13 protein-coding genes are annotated in these 16,739 nt (G+C 61.0%); 6 read left to right on the top strand and 7 right to left on the bottom strand.

Features of this window, described 5'->3' with window-relative positions:
* Positions 1 to 74: 74 nt before the first annotated feature.
* The 4 genes from fmt to serB form a co-directional block, all read right to left on the bottom strand.
* Complete coding sequence (gene fmt / locus BW14_RS05475; protein WP_140463668.1) at positions 75 to 1,088, bottom strand: methionyl-tRNA formyltransferase; 1,014 nt, start codon at positions 1,086 to 1,088, stop codon at positions 75 to 77.
* A gap of 194 nt (positions 1,089 to 1,282) precedes the next feature.
* Entirely contained in the window at positions 1,283 to 1,987 is a 705-nt protein-coding gene (locus tag BW14_RS05470) for an HAD family phosphatase (RefSeq protein WP_140463666.1), read from the bottom strand.
* 129 nt (positions 1,988 to 2,116) lie between these two features.
* Complete coding sequence (locus tag BW14_RS05465; RefSeq protein WP_140463664.1) at positions 2,117 to 4,471, bottom strand: primosomal protein N'; 2,355 nt, start codon at positions 4,469 to 4,471, stop codon at positions 2,117 to 2,119.
* A gap of 39 nt (positions 4,472 to 4,510) precedes the next feature.
* Positions 4,511 to 5,227 (bottom strand): phosphoserine phosphatase SerB, encoded by a 717-nt coding sequence (gene serB / locus BW14_RS05460; protein WP_044088683.1) that lies wholly within the window; start codon positions 5,225 to 5,227, stop codon positions 4,511 to 4,513.
* Between the two features lie 38 nt (positions 5,228 to 5,265).
* On the opposite strand from serB, the gene BW14_RS05455 reads away from it, so the two are divergent.
* The 6 genes from BW14_RS05455 to pafA all read left to right on the top strand — a co-directional run bounded on the left by BW14_RS05455 (position 5,266) and on the right by pafA (position 12,010).
* Positions 5,266 to 5,964 (top strand): DedA family protein, encoded by a 699-nt coding sequence (locus tag BW14_RS05455; RefSeq protein ID WP_044088682.1) that lies wholly within the window; start codon positions 5,266 to 5,268, stop codon positions 5,962 to 5,964.
* Between the two features lie 62 nt (positions 5,965 to 6,026).
* Positions 6,027 to 7,592, top strand: coding sequence for a proteasome ATPase (gene arc, locus BW14_RS05450; RefSeq protein WP_140463662.1), 1,566 nt, complete (start codon positions 6,027 to 6,029; stop codon positions 7,590 to 7,592).
* A gap of 72 nt (positions 7,593 to 7,664) precedes the next feature.
* The gene (gene dop, locus BW14_RS05445) at positions 7,665 to 9,341 is read left to right on the top strand and encodes a depupylase/deamidase Dop (protein WP_044088680.1); all 1,677 of its coding nucleotides are present in this window, start codon (positions 7,665 to 7,667) and stop codon (positions 9,339 to 9,341) included.
* Positions 9,342 to 9,352: 11 nt separating this feature from the next.
* Complete coding sequence (locus BW14_RS05440) at positions 9,353 to 10,219, top strand: inositol monophosphatase family protein (protein ID WP_181162303.1); 867 nt, start codon at positions 9,353 to 9,355, stop codon at positions 10,217 to 10,219.
* Positions 10,220 to 10,283: 64 nt separating this feature from the next.
* Positions 10,284 to 10,493, top strand: a complete 210-nt coding sequence (locus BW14_RS05435; RefSeq protein ID WP_044088677.1) for a ubiquitin-like protein Pup — start codon at positions 10,284 to 10,286, stop codon at positions 10,491 to 10,493.
* Positions 10,493 to 12,010 carry a Pup--protein ligase gene (pafA, locus tag BW14_RS05430; RefSeq protein ID WP_044088676.1) on the top strand — a complete coding sequence of 506 codons (1,518 nt, stop codon included), beginning with the start codon at positions 10,493 to 10,495 and terminating at the stop codon, positions 12,008 to 12,010. Before BW14_RS05435 ends, pafA begins: the two co-directional genes overlap by 1 nt.
* A gap of 219 nt (positions 12,011 to 12,229) precedes the next feature.
* On the opposite strand, the gene BW14_RS05425 is transcribed toward pafA, so the two are convergent.
* From BW14_RS05425 to purB, 3 genes are all read right to left on the bottom strand, one after another.
* A complete protein-coding gene (locus BW14_RS05425) occupies positions 12,230 to 12,511 on the bottom strand; it encodes an HU family DNA-binding protein (RefSeq protein WP_044088675.1) in 282 nt (93 codons plus the stop codon).
* 254 nt (positions 12,512 to 12,765) lie between these two features.
* Positions 12,766 to 15,180 (bottom strand): lysylphosphatidylglycerol synthase transmembrane domain-containing protein, encoded by a 2,415-nt coding sequence (locus BW14_RS05420; protein WP_044088674.1) that lies wholly within the window; start codon positions 15,178 to 15,180, stop codon positions 12,766 to 12,768.
* Between the two features lie 117 nt (positions 15,181 to 15,297).
* Entirely contained in the window at positions 15,298 to 16,734 is a 1,437-nt protein-coding gene (gene purB, locus BW14_RS05415) for an adenylosuccinate lyase (RefSeq protein ID WP_044088673.1), read from the bottom strand.
* Positions 16,735 to 16,739 lie beyond the last annotated feature (5 nt).

The following is a 16,739-nucleotide window of genomic DNA, read 5'->3' as shown; positions in this document are numbered from 1 at the left end:
AACTTATGTTTCGACCCGTTTGCACGTTCCAACGTCTGATTATGCATGCAGGCGAACCTGCATATGAGCATGGCTCAGTGCAGACAGGCGGTGGGGGAGAGACGGGCTCCTCGCGCCCAGTCGGCGGCGCGCATGGCCTTTTTGCCTTGCGCTTTGACTTGGGTGAGCTCCAGCGCGGTGGTGCCGGTGCCGACCCAGACGTTCTTCTTGCCGGCCTTGAGCTCGCCAGGCTTCAGGTTCATGGGTGTGTTGGGGTTGCCTGCATCCGCGGGCTGGGCGGCAAGCACGTGCAGGGTGAGCGGGTGAGTGGTCCCGGTTGCATCTTTGACGGTTGCATCTTCGGCGTCCGACGCTCCAGGCAGACCATCCGCATGCAGTTCAGTCCAGGCTCCGGGCTGTGGGGTGCACGCGCGAATCTGACGGTCGATGGCATCGGCGGCATCGGTCCAGTCGATACGGGCGTCCTCCACGGTGATTTTGTGCGCATACTCCAGCCCTTCGGCCGGTTGCGGTGTGAACGTTGCGGTTCCTTCCCCGACCGCCGCCAGCGCATCCACGTACATGGGTGCACCTTCTTGGGCCAAGAGGGTCAGAAGCTCTCCGGAGGTTTCGCGTCCGCCGAGCTCAATGGTCATCGATGCCACGATCGGGCCGTCGTCGAGTCCTTCGCCCACTTTGAACACATCCGCACCGGTGGTGGTGTCTCCGGCCCAGATGGCGCGTTGTGCAGGGGCGGCGCCACGCCACTTCGGCAGATTGGAGAAATGCAGGTTGTACCAACCCATCGGTACTGCGTCGAGCACGTTTTTCGGCAGGATATTGCCGTAGGCGATCACCGCTGCGATATCGGCGTGCAACGCGCTGAGTGCGTTCAGGAATTCGGGGGAGCGGGGTTTGGCGTCAATTACCGGCAGACCGAGCTCCAAAGCCGTGGCTTTGACCGGGCTTGGCGTAAGCTTGCGTCCACGGCCCGTAGGGGCATCTGGGCGGGTGATGACACCCACCACTTCAAAACGTGGGTCTGTAGCGAACGCCTTGAGTGAGGGAACCGCGACATCAGGTGTGCCTGCGAACACCAGTTTCAGCATGAATCTCCTTACGGTGCATTGATGAATCGTGTCAGGATAGCGCCGTTGCTGGACTCCCCTCGGTCAGCTTTGCTGACAGCTCTCCCGGGAGGGGAGTCCGGGAATCTGGTATGAACGTTCGCTATCCCGTTGGCACGTCTCCCCTCAGGGAAGGGGAGACGGAAGTCGGCATTAATCAGACTGTATCGTGATGGCTACTGGACGTCCGGGATGTTGACCCCGTTGGCGATGAGCAGTTCGCGCAGCTTGACCGGATCCTTGAACCGAACGCCACGAATGCCGGCCGCGTTCGAGCCGACGATGTTCATGGCCTTATCGTCGATGAACAGCGCGCCATCGGCTGTGATGCCAAAGCTCTTCAGCGCCGCCTCATAGATCTCCTTATGCGGCTTGCGCAGCTTGACGAAGCCGGAGACCAGCTTGCCGTCCAGCTGCTGGATGATGTCGCATTGCTCTTCGGCCACATGGAAGAGCTCGGCCTCCCAGTTGCTCAATCCCCAGACGCCGATGCCGGCGGCTTTGAGATCATTGACCAGCACGCGGGCGCCCGGTACCACACCGGTCAGGGAATCGCGGAAATTATCTACGTAATACCGCAGCATGTTCGCCCACTTGTCGCCCTTGCGTTCGCGCATGATGGCGATGGCCTCATCGGGGCTGGTGCCGGCGTCCATCATGTCGTTGATGTCGTAGAACCCGGAGATGTCATTGTCGAGGAACTCCTCGATGGTGTGTTGGCTGTAGCGGGGGATGAGCACTGCGGCGGGATCCCAATAGATGAGCACATTGCCGAAATCGAAGATCACGTCAGTGATGGGTTTGCCGGCGTTCGCGGCCGCATCGCCGTCTGCCACCAGCACATCATATTCCATATCCGGTTCTCCCGGCCAACCTTTCATGATGATCCTCCTTTTGGAATCTGTCATGGACCGCGTATGGTACCGCTGAGTTTTCCCTCTCCTATGGTTCCATGTGTTGACGACGAGGACAAAGCGTGTCGAAGACGAGGCAAAACGGCTGTAACCGCGTCAGATCAGATCCTTGGGGTCGACGCGGAACCGTAATTCTCCGGGTTCCCGCGCGGCCACATGACGGGCGGTCTCACGTCTCAGCCGCAATGCCAATGCCGCCCGTTCGCTTTGCGGCACCCTTACCACGGCTTTGACCCTATCCGCAGTGGCCTCCAGTTCACGGGCGTCCACCGTATCCGGCTGGGCGATGGGCACAGGTCCCAGCATGCCGGGAAGCTCGCCGCACAACGCCCAATCGCCGCCCAAAGCTCCGACACGTTGCATCAGCGTCATCACCGCGTCCCGTCTGCCCCAGACGCATGCCGCCGCCACGGTAGGAGGCATGCCGGTTTCCGCGCGCTCCTCCATATCTTTGGCGGCGAGAATACGGGAATCCCATATCATCAGCGATTGCGCGATGGCAGGATCGGTTTCACCGAGAATCAGTGCGCTGCCGCCGCGGGATCGTGGTGCGCATAGCGACACAGCGCGCATCCATGCCGTCAGCGTATCGAGACGGGCGTCCACGCCTAGCGCATACAGGCTTGTCCACGCATCGAGGATCGCCACGGCATGATATTCAAAGCCCTCCGGACGTCGTGTGCCGTCAACTGGACGAACACGAGGTTCGAATCCCGGTGTCGCGATGACGATCATCGGCTGGGAGGGCACATCTGTCACCAGCCCGCGGGCTTTGGAGGACACCACCACCGGCACTCCACGGAACAGCCCGGCGAGTTCCTCGGCTGTACCGGTGGCACCGACCCGGATCACCCGCATACGATCATGGTGACACGCGGGGCATGTCCAGTTCATGGCAGGGGCCCCGCACCATTGGCATCGGGGTGTGGAATCCGTGCGGTCGGCAGGCAGCTGCAATGGGCCTGCGCATCTGGCGCACCGCGCCTGGCTGTGGCAGGTCGCACAGCTCAGCGTCTCGCTGATGCTGTCCTGCGGAATCGATAAGAGCACTGGTCCGCTTTCCAACGCCTTGCCCAATATCCGGACAGCCGTATGCGGCACGCGCGCGCCGATGGTCGGGTCGGCGAGCCGTGAGAGTTCTTCGCGGTTCAGCCACCGCACCCATGGGGTGGCGTCTTTCAACGGCGAAGCCAGCGGATGAATGGCGGTGGAATAGCCGCTCACAGGCGTCTCCACGGTGTGTGGCCCGGCGGTCTCCCAATGGCTTTGTGCGCTACGCGCGTTGGCCATGGCCACGAAGACGCCGCCATGGGCTTTGGCGCGCAGTCTCATTACGCCACGGGCCTGAGGATACGGCATCATGCCATCCATGTTCTGATAGGCTGCATCTTCCAGGATGGCGAACAAGGCCGGGCCCTCGACCGGCGCATAGGCCACGGCGCGAGTGCCTATCACCACTTTCACCTGCCCCAATGCGACGGCAAGGTAGGCACGGTAACGATCAGCGGCAGGCATGGCCTCCGCGTTCAGAATGGCCACATCACCCACCCATCCGCCTGACGGCGAAGGCGCGAACGGCGTCAACCCGTAGTTGCGCAGCATGGGCAGGAGATCCCCCACTTCTCTCATGGTGGGCAATTCCACAACGGCGCATTTGCCGGCTGTCAGCGCAGCGGCAACCATCCAGGCCATGTTCCTCTGCCATTCCTGCGCGCCGGGGAGGGAATCAAAGACAAAGGATCGGAACCGGTTACCGATGAGCCCCTCGTACAGGACATGTGCGTCGCCGTAATTCGCGGCGACACGTTGATACCCCTGTTCGGTGCCCTTGCGCACCATGGGGGCGACGGAAAACCCATGGGTGTCGATAGGGGAGCCGTCGGGTGTGGTGCCTCTGCCGGCAAACCCTGATACCGCTGGTGACGCGGATGCCGGTTGCCTCTCCTCGGAAGGTCGCGGCGCAGCGGGCATACCGGACCCGACTGGACGCTGGAACGATGCCGCCAGACGCTGTTCGGCCTCCACCTTGGCCACGCGGGGCGGTACGGCGAAGCGCAGGATATTCGCCCGCGTGCCGCCGTAGGCGTCCGCAATCAGTGCGATGTCGTCACGCATCGACTTCGGGACCAATACGTCCGGGTTCAGCACCCGTTCGATGTAGCGAAGCGAGGATCGCGGAGTACTGCTTGCAGTGGTCCTTCCCCATATGATGCCATTGACTCTTCGACCGCCGAATCGAACCCGAACCAGTACGCCGGGCTGTGCGGCGTCGCTGTCCTTCTCATCGATGAGATAATCGAACGTCTGCCCCAGGTGCAACGCCTGCACCTCCAACACCACTTGGGCGATGGGCGCCTGATCGGCAGGAGTGTGTTCTGCGGGCGCGCGTTTGCGCCGCTTGCGTGGGGCAAGCCCCGCAAGTGTCAATTGTTCCGCGCCCTCAACAGTCATGAAGCCACTATAAGCGAGGATTTCATATGCGGTAAAAATTTACCTCAGGTATTCGAGTACGTGACGAAGATCGCGGTCGTTGATTGATTCATCGGCGGCAAGCTGGGTCTTCGGCTTCGCGCAGAACGCCAGTCCAAGACCTGCCGCCTGAATCATCGGAATGTCGTTGGCACCATCGCCTACCGCCACGGTCTGGCTCATCGGCACGCCAAGGCGTTCGGCCCAGGCGCGCAACGCATGCAGCTTCACCGTTTTGCAGACGATCTCGCCCAACACCTTGCCGGTCAGCCGGCCGTCCACCACATCCAGGCGATTCGCGATCCACAGGTCGATATGCCCTTCGGCGGCCAAGCGATCCACCACTTCATGGAAGCCGCCGGACACCACGCCGACCTTCCATCCGTGCTCGTGAAGCGTGTCGATAAGCTCCAACGCGCCTCGAGTGAAATGCAATTTGTCATGTACGGTGTCGAATACTGAGACAGGAAGCCCCTCGAGCAGTGCGACACGGGCTCGCAGCGCATCGCAGAACTCCAGTTCGCCCCGCATGGCGCGTTCGGTCACATCGGCGATCTCCTCGCCTTTGCCTGCCGCTTCACCAAGCTCGTCGATGACCTCTTCATCAATCAGTGTGGAATCCACGTCCATGACCAGCAATCCAGGCTTGCTGAGCGTCGGCATCGGATTGCTGGTCGCGGTACCGTCGCCGTCATCATCGGTGAACTTGTCAACAAAATGCGCATCTTCTCCAGTCATGCCTTAGATTGTCGAAAAACCTTGGGACAATACCCGCTATGAGTCTTACCCCTGAGCTTGCCCTTGCAGTAGCCCAACAGTCCACCCCGGTATGCAGTGCCTCGGATGGCGGATTGATCGGTGCAATCACCTCATGGCTGGTTGCCCTTATGGAGACCGTCGGAGGTGTTGGCGTGGCGCTGGCCATAGCATTGGAATCCGTATTCCCGCCCATTCCCTCGGAAGTGATTCTGCCTCTCGCCGGTTTCACCGCCGCACGCGGCACCTTGAGCCTTCCCGGAGCGATCATCTGGGCCACCATCGGTTCGGTGCTGGGCGCATGGGTGCTGTATGGCATCTCCCGTTGGGTCGGACTGCATCGCATCAACCATGCCGCGGACAAGATTCCCGGCGTCAGCCGCAACGATGTGAGCAAGGCCAACGACTGGTTCACCAAATACGGTACCTGGTCCGTGCTGATCGGCCGCGTGATTCCCGTGGTGCGTTCGCTGATTTCTATCCCCGCCGGCTTCAACCGCATGAATTTCCTGCAGTTCACCGGCTGGACGCTGCTGGGATCCGCGATATGGAACACGATTCTGGTGTCCGCCGGTTACATGCTGGGGGACCAGTGGTGCTCCATCCAAGGTGCACTGGGCGTATTCGAGGATGTGGTCATCGCAGTGGTGATTGTGATCCTCGTCTGGTTCATCGCGCGCAAAGTGCGTAGTGTGGTTCGTGCGAGAAAGCAGCAGTGACACAGACACGGACGACAGGCCGCGCCTCGACAATCATGAACAAGACAGCCGGAGAGAGCCGAATGAGTGAAGCAGAAGACCTTGCCGCATTGAACGATCGTCTGATGGCCAGGAACCATGCGCTCGCCGAGGCATTGTCCCGGGCGGGCAAGGAGCTGACCCGCGCCAAGTCCCAATTGGCTCAGCTCGCCCAGCCCCCGTTGACCTTCGCCACCATGGTGAAGGTTGATGCCTCACATGTCGATGAGGATGGTGTGCAGCATGCCTCCGCGGAGGTCATTTCCGGCACGCGGCGCATGGTGGTGCCTGTGGCGTCGAACGTGAACGCCGCACGTTTGACCTCCGGTGCCACCGTGATGCTCAACGAGAAACTCGTGCTTGTCGAGCAGCGCGACAGCGACACGGTGGGTCAGGTCCGCGTGGTCAAAGAGTGCCTTGACGATGGGCGTCTGTTGGTCAGCGACGCGTCCGGCAACCCCGTGCTCATACGCCGCTCCGGTGGCATGGCTCATGTCACGGTCAGCCAGGGCGATCGTGTGATCGTGGATCCATCCGTACGTATGGCGTTGGATGTGCTGCCCGTCGAAGGTGACAAGGACCTGGTGCTTGAAGAGACCCCTGACGTCACCTTCGCCGATATCGGCGGCCTTGATACGGAGATCGGCCGCATCAAGGATGCGGTGCAATTGCCGTTCCAGCACCGCGCGCTCTTCCGACGCTATGATCTGAAGCCTCCCAAGGGCGTGCTGCTCTACGGTCCTCCCGGCAACGGCAAGACGATGATCGCCAAGGCCGTAGCCAACGCGCTGTGCGAGGGCGGCTACGACATGGATGGCGATGGCGCGATGACTGATGCCGAACGCAAGGTCACTGGCGTGTTCCTTTCCGTCAAAGGCCCGGAGCTGCTCAACAAGTATGTAGGCGAATCCGAGCGACTCATCCGCTTGATCTTCCAACGCGCACGCGAGCGCGCGGCGGAAGGCCGACCGGTGGTGGTGTTCATCGATGAGATGGATTCGCTGCTGCGCACCCGTGGCTCCGGCGTCTCCTCCGATGTGGAGACCACCATCGTGCCGCAGTTCCTCGCCGAACTTGATGGTGTGGAATCACTGGACAATGTCATGGTGATTGGTGCTTCCAACCGTGTGGACATGATCGATCCCGCCGTGCTCCGGCCCGGGCGTCTGGATGTGAAGATCCGTGTCGGCCGGCCCGGGCCTGAGCAGGCCGTCGCCATAGTGGATCATTATCTGACCGATGACCTGCCCCTCGACCCTGACGTGGATGCCCATACGCTGTCCACAGTGCTGGTGCAGGACATCTTCGCCACCAATGAGCGTCGGCATATATGCGATGTGCAGGGCGAAAACGGCCAATGGTCGGCCCTGTTCCTCGCCGACGTCGTGTCGGGTGCCATGCTCAAGAACATCGTGGATCGCGCCAAGACCAAGGCCGTCAAACAATCCATCGAAACCGGTGAGGACGTGGCGTTGACCGTATCGTTGCTGGCCGCGGCGGTGGAAGAGGAATATGAAGAGACCCGGGATTCGATGGCGGATGTCGATCCCGAACAGTGGGCGCGCGTCAATGGCATGGATCCGATTCGCAGGGTTCGGGCAGTCTCCTGATTGCGTGAATCGACCGCGACGGCACCGACAGCGAACAACGTGTATGGAAAACAATGGAAAGCAGGAACGGATATGACCGTCAAACGAGTGATGGGAACCGAAACAGAATATGCGGTCTCTCTGCAAGGTTCCGGCCGATACAATCCCGTACAACTTTCCTTCGATGTGGTGGGCGCGGCGGCGGACGGCCACAGCGACACCATCCGCTGGGATTATCGTCAGGAGGACCCGGTCAATGACGCGCGCGGCACCCGGCTTGAACGCGCCGCGGCACGGCCGGAGATGCTCACCGACGCGCCCCAGCTCAACATCACCAACGTGATTGCCCCCAACGGCGGTCGCGTGTATGTGGATCATGCCCATCCTGAATATTCCGCTCCCGAAACCCTCGACCCGTTCGAGGCCGTGCGATATGACCATGCCGGCGACCTCATCATGCAGGCCGCAGCCGAGCATGCCGCCAGGCAGACCGGCACGCCGATTGTGCTGCATCGCAACAACGTGGACGGCAAAGGCTCCTGCTGGGGCACGCACGAGAACTACATGATGCAACGCAGCGTGCCGTTCAATCAGGTGGCTCGGCTGATGACCTTGCACTTCGTGACACGCCAGATCTATGCCGGCTCCGGACGGGTCGGCATCGGCGAACACAGTGAACAGGCCGGATTCCAGCTCAGCCAGCGTGCCGACTATATTCATGCGAGAATCGGTCTGCAGACCACCTTCGAACGCCCGATCATCAATACGCGGGACGAATCCCACTCCACCGAATCGTGTCGCCGGCTGCACGTGATCGTGGGCGACGCCAACCGCATGCAGGTCCCGCAAGTGTTGAAGCTCGGCACCACCAGCATGCTGTTGTGGCTGCTCGAGCATGCCGACGAGGCGGGATTCGACATGAATGAATTCCTGAATGGGTTGGATCTCGCCGATCCCGTCGAAGCCATGCATGTGGTGTCGCATGACCTTTCCCTGGCTGCCGAATTGCCGCTGGCCAATGGAGGACAGGCCACCGCGTGGCTGATTCAGCTGAAACTCCGCCAAGCCGTGTACCAGGTGGCTGCGCTGCTGGACGGCACCGACACCAAAGGCGAACCGGCTTGGCCTGATAAGCCGACCGTGTCGGTGATGGCCATGTGGGGGCAGGCGCTTGCCGACGTGGCTGCGATCCGTCACGCCGATGATGATGCACGGCTTGGGCTTGCCGCCGAGGCAGGCCGGGTCGAATGGCTGCTCAAGTGGCAATTGCTGGAGAAGGTGCGCAGGAAAATCGCCGGTGGAAGCAACGCCGGGGCCACGCAGGATACGCGATTGGCTTGGCAGGACTCCCGCATCAAGGTCATCGACTTGGCTTGGGCTGCGCTTGATCCCCGGACCAGCGTATTCGCCAAACTCGACCCCCGGACCGAACGTGTGGAACGCAACGAGGACATTGCGCGGGCCGCCGACGAGCCTCCTACCGATACCCGTGCCTGGTTGCGCGGCGAGTTGGTCAGGACATTCGGCGAGGAGGTGGCCGCAGTGAGCTGGTCACGGCTGACCGTGCGTGATCCGCGATTCATGGACGGCGATGATTCGGCTGAATTCTACGGCAACGCCAGCCGGACCACCACCGATCCGGCCCGCCTGTTCTCCTTGGATATTTCAGATCCGCTCGCCTTCACCAAGAGCCGTTGCGAACAGAGGCTGCGGGAATCGAAACACGCCATTGACCTGCTCAAGGCTTTGGCCATCGGCAAAGAAGGATAGACTTGTCTGCTATGGATGACACACAAACACAGACCCCTCAGGATCTGCGCAATCTCGCGCTGAAAGTAGCCGGACTGCTTGAAGAAGCCGGCAAGCATGCCCTCCATGACCAGATCAATCCCAGAAATCTCGCACAACCCTCCACGGATGAGCAGGAGCGGCGAGGCCCCCTGTTCAAATTGGAGACCGACAGCAAGATTCTGCGCTTCATGAGCACACGTTTGGCTGATATAGCCCATTTCGACGGTTTCTGGACCACCCGTCCATCTGAAAGCCGCCCCGGTCAGAAATACTGGTATATCGGCAAGATCGATGGTGTGATCAACTATGTGCGCCGTATGAGCGAATGGACGCTCACCGCAGCATTATTCGAATTCGACGAGAATCGCGAGCCCAAGCCCATTCTCGGTGTGGTGCATGCGCCGGCTTTGGGATTGACCTATCTGGCTGCACGTGGTGCCGGTGCCGTGCGCATCCATAAGACCGCAGTCGGTGAGAAACGCGACAAGGTGGTTCCCTCGATGACCTCCTCGCTGGATGGTTCCGTGCTGAGCTACGGCATGTCGATCATTCCCGAGGAGTCCAAGAGAGCCCTGGATGTGGCATCCGCGCTGGCAGGCCACCCTGCGGACATCAAGCGTGTCGGACCGGCCTCTTTGGACCTGTGCAAGGTCGCGGACGGTACATACGACGCTTATTTCGAGCCGATGCTTCATGTCTGGGACATTGCCGCCATCGCCGCGGGAACGGTGGTGGTCTGGGAGGCTCAGGGCACGCTCAGCCGTTGGGATGGCGACCGCATCCATTGGCGTCATGACAACGACGTAGTGGCCACCAACGGCCTTATCGTCCGCGATCTTAAACCGTATCTGAAATAGTTCCATTCCGCTTCCTCCACAATGAGGAGGCGTCCACATCAATCATTACAAGAAAGCGTCACATATGCCGCAGCAATTCCAACAGCCACAGTCCCAATCCGCCGACCAGCACGAGGAAGACGACCAGATCGTCACCCAATCCGCTGATCAGGAACAGGGACAGGCACAAGACCAGGGCGACGTGCTCGACAGCATCCTCGACGATATCGAGTCCACGCTGGAAACGAACGCCGAAGAATACGTGAACAGCTTCGTGCAAAAAGGCGGCGAGTGATGCCCCAACTGCGTGACAGCGGCACCCGCTCCCTGCACGCCACAGAACCCGTGCCATCCGCCGAGATGGACGGGTTCTGCCGTATTTTCGGTATCGAGACCGAATACGGCGTGGCGGTCACCGGCGCCGACCGGCCGGTGGATGCCGGGCAGGTGGCGATGACCATGTTCCAGCCCATCGTCTCGCGCTCTCGTTCCACCAACACCTACCTGTCCAACGGCTCCCGTCTGTATCTCGACGTCGGCTCGCATCCCGAATACGCCACCGCCGAGGCCCGTGACCCGCGCGAGGCATTGGCTCAGGATCTTGCCGGCGAACGGGTGATGCGGAACCTCGCCTTGAAGGCGCAGACGAAACTGCGCGAATCGTACGGCGAACACGCCACCATTCACGTGTTCAAGAACAACGTGGATTCCGCAGGGCACGCCTTCGGATGCCATGAGAATTACCTGGTCCGCCGGTTTGTCCCATTGGAGACTATCGAGCATCAGCTGCTGCCGTTCCTCATCACCCGGCAGCTCTACACCGGTGCCGGGCGCATGACCCCGGACGGCTTCCAGATCACCCAGCGCGCCGATTTCCTCGACGAGGCCGTATCCTCGGCCACCACGCGCTCGCGCCCGATGGTCAATACGCGCGACGAACCGCACGCCGACCCCGACTCGTTCCGTCGTCTGCATGTGATCATCGGCGACTCGAACCGTTCGCAATGGGCCACATGGATGAAACTCGCCGTGACGCACCTCGTGCTGTGCGTTATTGAGGACGCAGCCCGGCGCGGCGTGCCCTGCGGTTTCGAGGAGTACGATTTCGCCGATCCCGCCGCGGCCAATCGCATGGTCAGCCGCTTCCTTGAACATCCGGATGCTGAATTGTCGCTCGTTTCGGGCGCAACGATCACTGCACTCGGATTGCAACGCCGGTACTACCGGGCGGTGGCATCATTCGTCTCCGACCATCGTGAGACGATGGGTGCCTCATTGGCGAACAGGTCTTACTCCGGCTCCGTGATCTCGGATTCGATGTCCGGTGATTCTCCCGATGTGCCGGTGACTGTGGTGCTGCAGGAGTGGGACCGGGCGCTTCGTGCTCTGGAATCAGGGGATTACACCGCGCTCGCCGACCGTGTGGATTGGGCCGCCAAAAAGCGTGTGCTCGATACCGTTCGCCGTCGTCGCCCGGACGCGACATTCGCGCAGTTGGAGCAGTTGGAACTCGATTACCACGACATCGCCAATGGACGGCTGTATGGTTCGCTATCTTCGCGGGGTCAGATACGCGGACTCATAGCCGACGATGATGTGGAACAGGCTGTGCACAATCCGCCGTCCGACACCCGAGCCGCCCTGCGCGGCCGGTTCGTGACCGCCGCCCTCGCCTCTGGTGCCCAATTCTCCGCCGACTGGACGCATTTGGCCCTGACCGCCCCCGAGCGCCGGGAAGCCGTGCTCCTCGATCCGTTTGATGCCGCTGGAACCTCGGACTTCACGCGTCTTATGGAGGCGCTGGACCGCTAGTATCCTGCGTCGTTAATTCGTTGAATACATTGGATGCTCCCCTTGTCAGGGGAGCTGACCCGCGAAGCGGGACTGAGGGGTAATGAATTAATCAACGAACTTACGGCGAGGCATACTAGTCCGGTAGATAGTAATACGCCAAGGGGCCCCGACCGTCATGGTCGGGGCCCCTTGGCGTTGCTCGATTCGGCAGTCAGTCGCTCAATGTTGAGCGTCAATTCACTCGGTGACGGCCTTCTTCAGCAGGGAGCCGGCGGAGATGCGCACGCCGTAGGAAGCCGGAATGTTGATGGTTTCGCCGGTGCGCGGGTTGCGGCCGGTACGAGCGGCGCGCTTGACACGCACAGCGGAGAAGAGGCCAGTGAGCTTCAGGCCTTCGCCGGACTTCATAGCGTCGACGAACACGTCCTGGAAAGCATTGACAGCAGCCTCGGCCTGGGCCTTGGTCAGGTTGGACTTCTGAGCAATCTTCGAGACGAGATCAGACTTGTTGTATGCCATAAAGCATCCTTCTTGGGTCAGTGGGCAGGCGCGGTTGTCTGCCCGTGGTTCATCCATGATAATAGCGCATGCACCTGCCGAAACCCGCTATTTATAAGGGTTTTCACATCTTTTTTCGGGTTTTTCGCGTGAATCGACCAAAAGATGGCAGTTTGACCACGATAGGGGACAGCCATACCAAACCGCAGTGATGATGCGGACCGGCATGACTGTCGGAGAACCCTCGGCGCAAGGTGTGTCGCCGCCGCTTGTCGTCACACCAGATTGCGGTGATCGAGCCATTTCATGGCAGCCGCACCCAGCGGAATGCGAATCCAGTAGAAGACCACGCGATGAAGCAGCGTCGCGGAGAGCGCCACTGCCTGTGGCACGCCTACAGCCACGAAAGCGAAGGTCAGCGCGGCCTCCACACCGCCAAGGCCACCGGGAGTAGGCACCGCCGAACCCAACGCATAGGCGAGCATGAACACGAATGTGGTTTCCACCGGATTCGACGAATAGCCGAATGCGTGAAGCGCGGACCAGAACGCCAATCCGGTGGTGATGTTCTGGAACAGCGCGCCAGTGCAGCTGATGGCGAGTTGGCGGGGCTGTGACAGGATATCAAGCAGCTGGTTGAGATAGGTTTTCGCAAGTGGTACCAACTGTTTGGTCACCAGATGGCGTACGGGTGGAATCATCATCGCCACAGACAGCACCACCACCACGATGCCCAGTACGATCACCAGAGTGTTGGTGGGGATGGCGCCCGAGAGCATATTGCGTCCGGTGAACATGCCGATGATCACGAGCATGAGGAAATACACCCCGTAATACACCACCAGCGCGGCGCTCATGATCGCCGTGGCGGCGGTGCTGCGGTATCCGGATTTGCGTAGGAACTGAAGGTTGACGAAAGACGGTCCCACACCGGCGGGCATGGATACCGTGGCGAAGCCGCCGGCCACCTGGCTCATGAACACACCCGTGTTGTTGCGTTTGCTGCGGTCCATCAGCGAACCCAATGATATCGAAGAGCCGATCCAGCCACACACGCCGAAGATAAGTGTGATTACGGCCATCAGCGGATTCGCGTTGGTCAGGGCGTCGATGATCTCTTCAGGCTTGAGCTGGGTGAACACCACCGCCACGGCGACAATGACCAGCAGCATCGTGATCATCGAGCGCCAGGAGAAACGGGCGAGCGTCACCGGTTCGCCGGCTTCTCCGTTGTCGTCGTCGTTCAGATCGGCGAGCTTGCCTCGTAACGATTTGAGCAGTTGCTTGTTCCAGCTGTCCAAGGACCTGGTGGTGGAAGGAATGGCCATTTTCTGGATGAATGGCGCAATGGAGGCGAGCGTCAGATCGCCCCATGCCTCGCGTGCCGCATCTACCGCTGGCTCCACGCCGATCAACAAGGCAAGGAGCGTCAGCAACTGCACCTTATCGAGAGCGGTGTTGGCGGCGCTGGAGGCGTTGTCCCCGTCACCCCATCCGGCGATCACCGCCGTGCCGTCTTCGAGCCTTGCCAGCGTGGAAGGGATGATGCGCCGGTGCGTATAGCCTCGGCGATTGGCCACGGACAGGTAGCGCATATACGCCACTGCATCGGCCTTGGTCAACGTCTTGAGATTGGCGGGCATGGCGATCGTGTTCGCATCCAGTACCAGAATGGCTGATTCGTCCGTGTCGGCGATGCCATAGGGGGCCGGTGCGGGAAGCTTGATATTGTGCAGTCCGAGCAGCATGGACAGATGATGCTGCACGGCATCGCGCACGGAACGGTCACGGCGTATGGACACGCTGGTGAATCGCACCCAATCCCACAGTTGTTTGAAATATCCCGCTGTATGGGTCTGCGCATCCAGCACGGATACGATGAAGGCGCGCCCATCGGTGGTATGCAAGTCATACAGGCGCGAGCCGGTGGTCAGGTCATCCTCTAGGGTGGCGTCCAGGGATCCCTTCCTTCCGTCCACGGGGTCCTGATGCCTGATCAGGGAGGCGGTCTCCAATCCGATGCCGTTGAGCGCCGTGACGAGCGCCTCGCCCCAGACGCCTTTGTTCTGCGTGCCCACGATGAAACGGATGAGCATGCCCACCGTGCGCCCGGCCGTCATGGACACCAGCGTGCCGGTGACCGAATGCCAGGAGAGCACGACCATCACCGCCGCGGTGATGTAGAGGATATTCCATCCCCATTTCACCGTGGAGCGGGTTCGACGAGGGCCTGCGGCCGTCAGAAACGCCGCCATGCCGGCATAGATATCCGGCAGCAGGCCGGAGCCGAAGGAGGTGGCGGCCGAAAGCAATGCCATCGCCAGAGTGTGGTCATTGATGCCGCTGACCAGCGTGGAAACACCCCATGCCGTGCCGTATCCGGCGAACATGGCAATGGCTGAGATCGCGGCTTGTGGCCATTCGCGGGAGAGCAGTAGCTGCCCCAGCACGGTGACCACAATGATGATGGTCATCAACTGCGTCAGCACTGTGGAAGGGTAGTTGGCCAGCCAATTGATGGCCTGTGCGGCGGTATGCGCATCGGACTCCACTCCACGGGTCATACCGCCCATGAACACTGCGAACACCATGACGATTGCCGCGGCCAGCAATGATAATGCGCTTCTGGCCAGATCGCCGAAATCGTGTGTGCGTTTCGGCGCCACGTCGTCAATGATCGGACTTGCCACCTGAACTCCTCTTGCCGTTCCTTGTCGTCAGCTTCGTCATACAACAGGTCATACGACAAGGCGCGCACGCCATCGCGCACGCGCCTTGCTCCATCATGGTGATGCGTACGTCCTGCCTCAGCGGTCGAATGCCACGAGTTCCGAAGCCACGCCGGTATAGGTGGCCGGGGTCAGGGCCTTCAGACGGGCGGCGGTCTCGGGATCGAAGGACTGCTGATCGATGAACTGCTCGACCTGCTCCTTGTCGATGGTGTGGCCTCGCATCAGCTCCTTGACCTTCTCGTACGGCTTGTCCATGCCGGGCAGACCGCGCAGCTCGCAGGCGCGCATGGCGGTCTGGATGGGCTCGCCGAGCACCTCCCAGTTCTCGTCCAGCTCGCGCTCGATCACTGCATCATGCGGGTGGATGGACTTCAGACCGCCCATCAGGTTGTGCAGGGCGAGCAGCGAATAGCCGAGCGCCGAACCGATGTTGCGCTGGGTCGTCGAATCGGTCAGATCTCGCTGCCACCGCGACTCCACCAGCGTGGCGGAGAGGGTGTCGAGTAGCGAGCAGGACAGCTCGAAGTTCGCCTCGGCGTTCTCGAAGCGAATCGGGTTGACCTTGTGCGGCATCGTGGAGGAGCCGGTGGCGCCCTTGACCGGCACCTGAGCGAACACGCCACGGGAGATGTACATCCACACGTCCACGCACAGGTTGTGCATGATGCGGTTCGCGTGGGAGACGGTGGAATAGAGCTCGGCCTGCCAGTCATGGGATTCGATCTGCGTGGTCAGCGGGTTCCAGGTCAGACCCATGCGGTTGGTCACGAATTCACGGGAGACCGCAATCCAATCCACGTCCGGGCAGGCTGCAAGATGTGCGCCGAACGTGCCGGTCGCGCCGTTGATCTTGCCCAGATACTCCTGGCCCTTGATGTGCTTGAGCTGACGGTTCAGTCGGTAGACGTAGACGGCGAGCTCCTTGCCGAGTGTGGTCGGCGTGGCCGGTTGACCATGGGTCAGGGACAGCAGCGCCTTGTTCTTGTATTCTTCCGCCTTGCCGGCGAGGTGATCGATGATCTCCTCGAACGCCGGTTCCCAGACGTTGTTCATCGCGTTCTTCACGCAGCGGGCGATGGACAGGTTGTTGATGTCCTCCGAGGTGCAGGCAAAATGCACGAGGGTCTTGAGACGATCGTTGATGTTGGTCAACTCGGCCGGGGCCTTATCGATCTGATCGTCGATGTAGTATTCCACGGCCTTCACATCATGATGGGTCACGGCCTCGTGCGCGGCATGCTGCTTGATGCCCTCGGCACCGAAATCCTCGGGGATAGCGCGCAGGAACGCCTTCTCGGCTTCGGTGAACGGCTTGACGCCAACCACAATCGGCTGGTTGCCGTTGTCTTCGAAACCGTTGGCCAGCAGAATCATCCATTCGACCTCGACGCGCATGCGCTCGCGGTTCAGCGCCGGTTCGCTCAGGTATTCCACGAGCGGGGCGGTAGCCGCATGATAGCGGCCGTCAAGCGGGGTCAATGCAATTGCGGGGGAAATATCAGTAAGCTTCATGCGTT

Source organism: Bifidobacterium sp. UTBIF-68 (assembly GCF_006408855.1).
GTDB lineage: Bacteria > Actinomycetota > Actinomycetes > Actinomycetales > Bifidobacteriaceae > Bifidobacterium > Bifidobacterium reuteri.
This window is presented reverse-complemented; position numbering and strand designations above follow the sequence as displayed.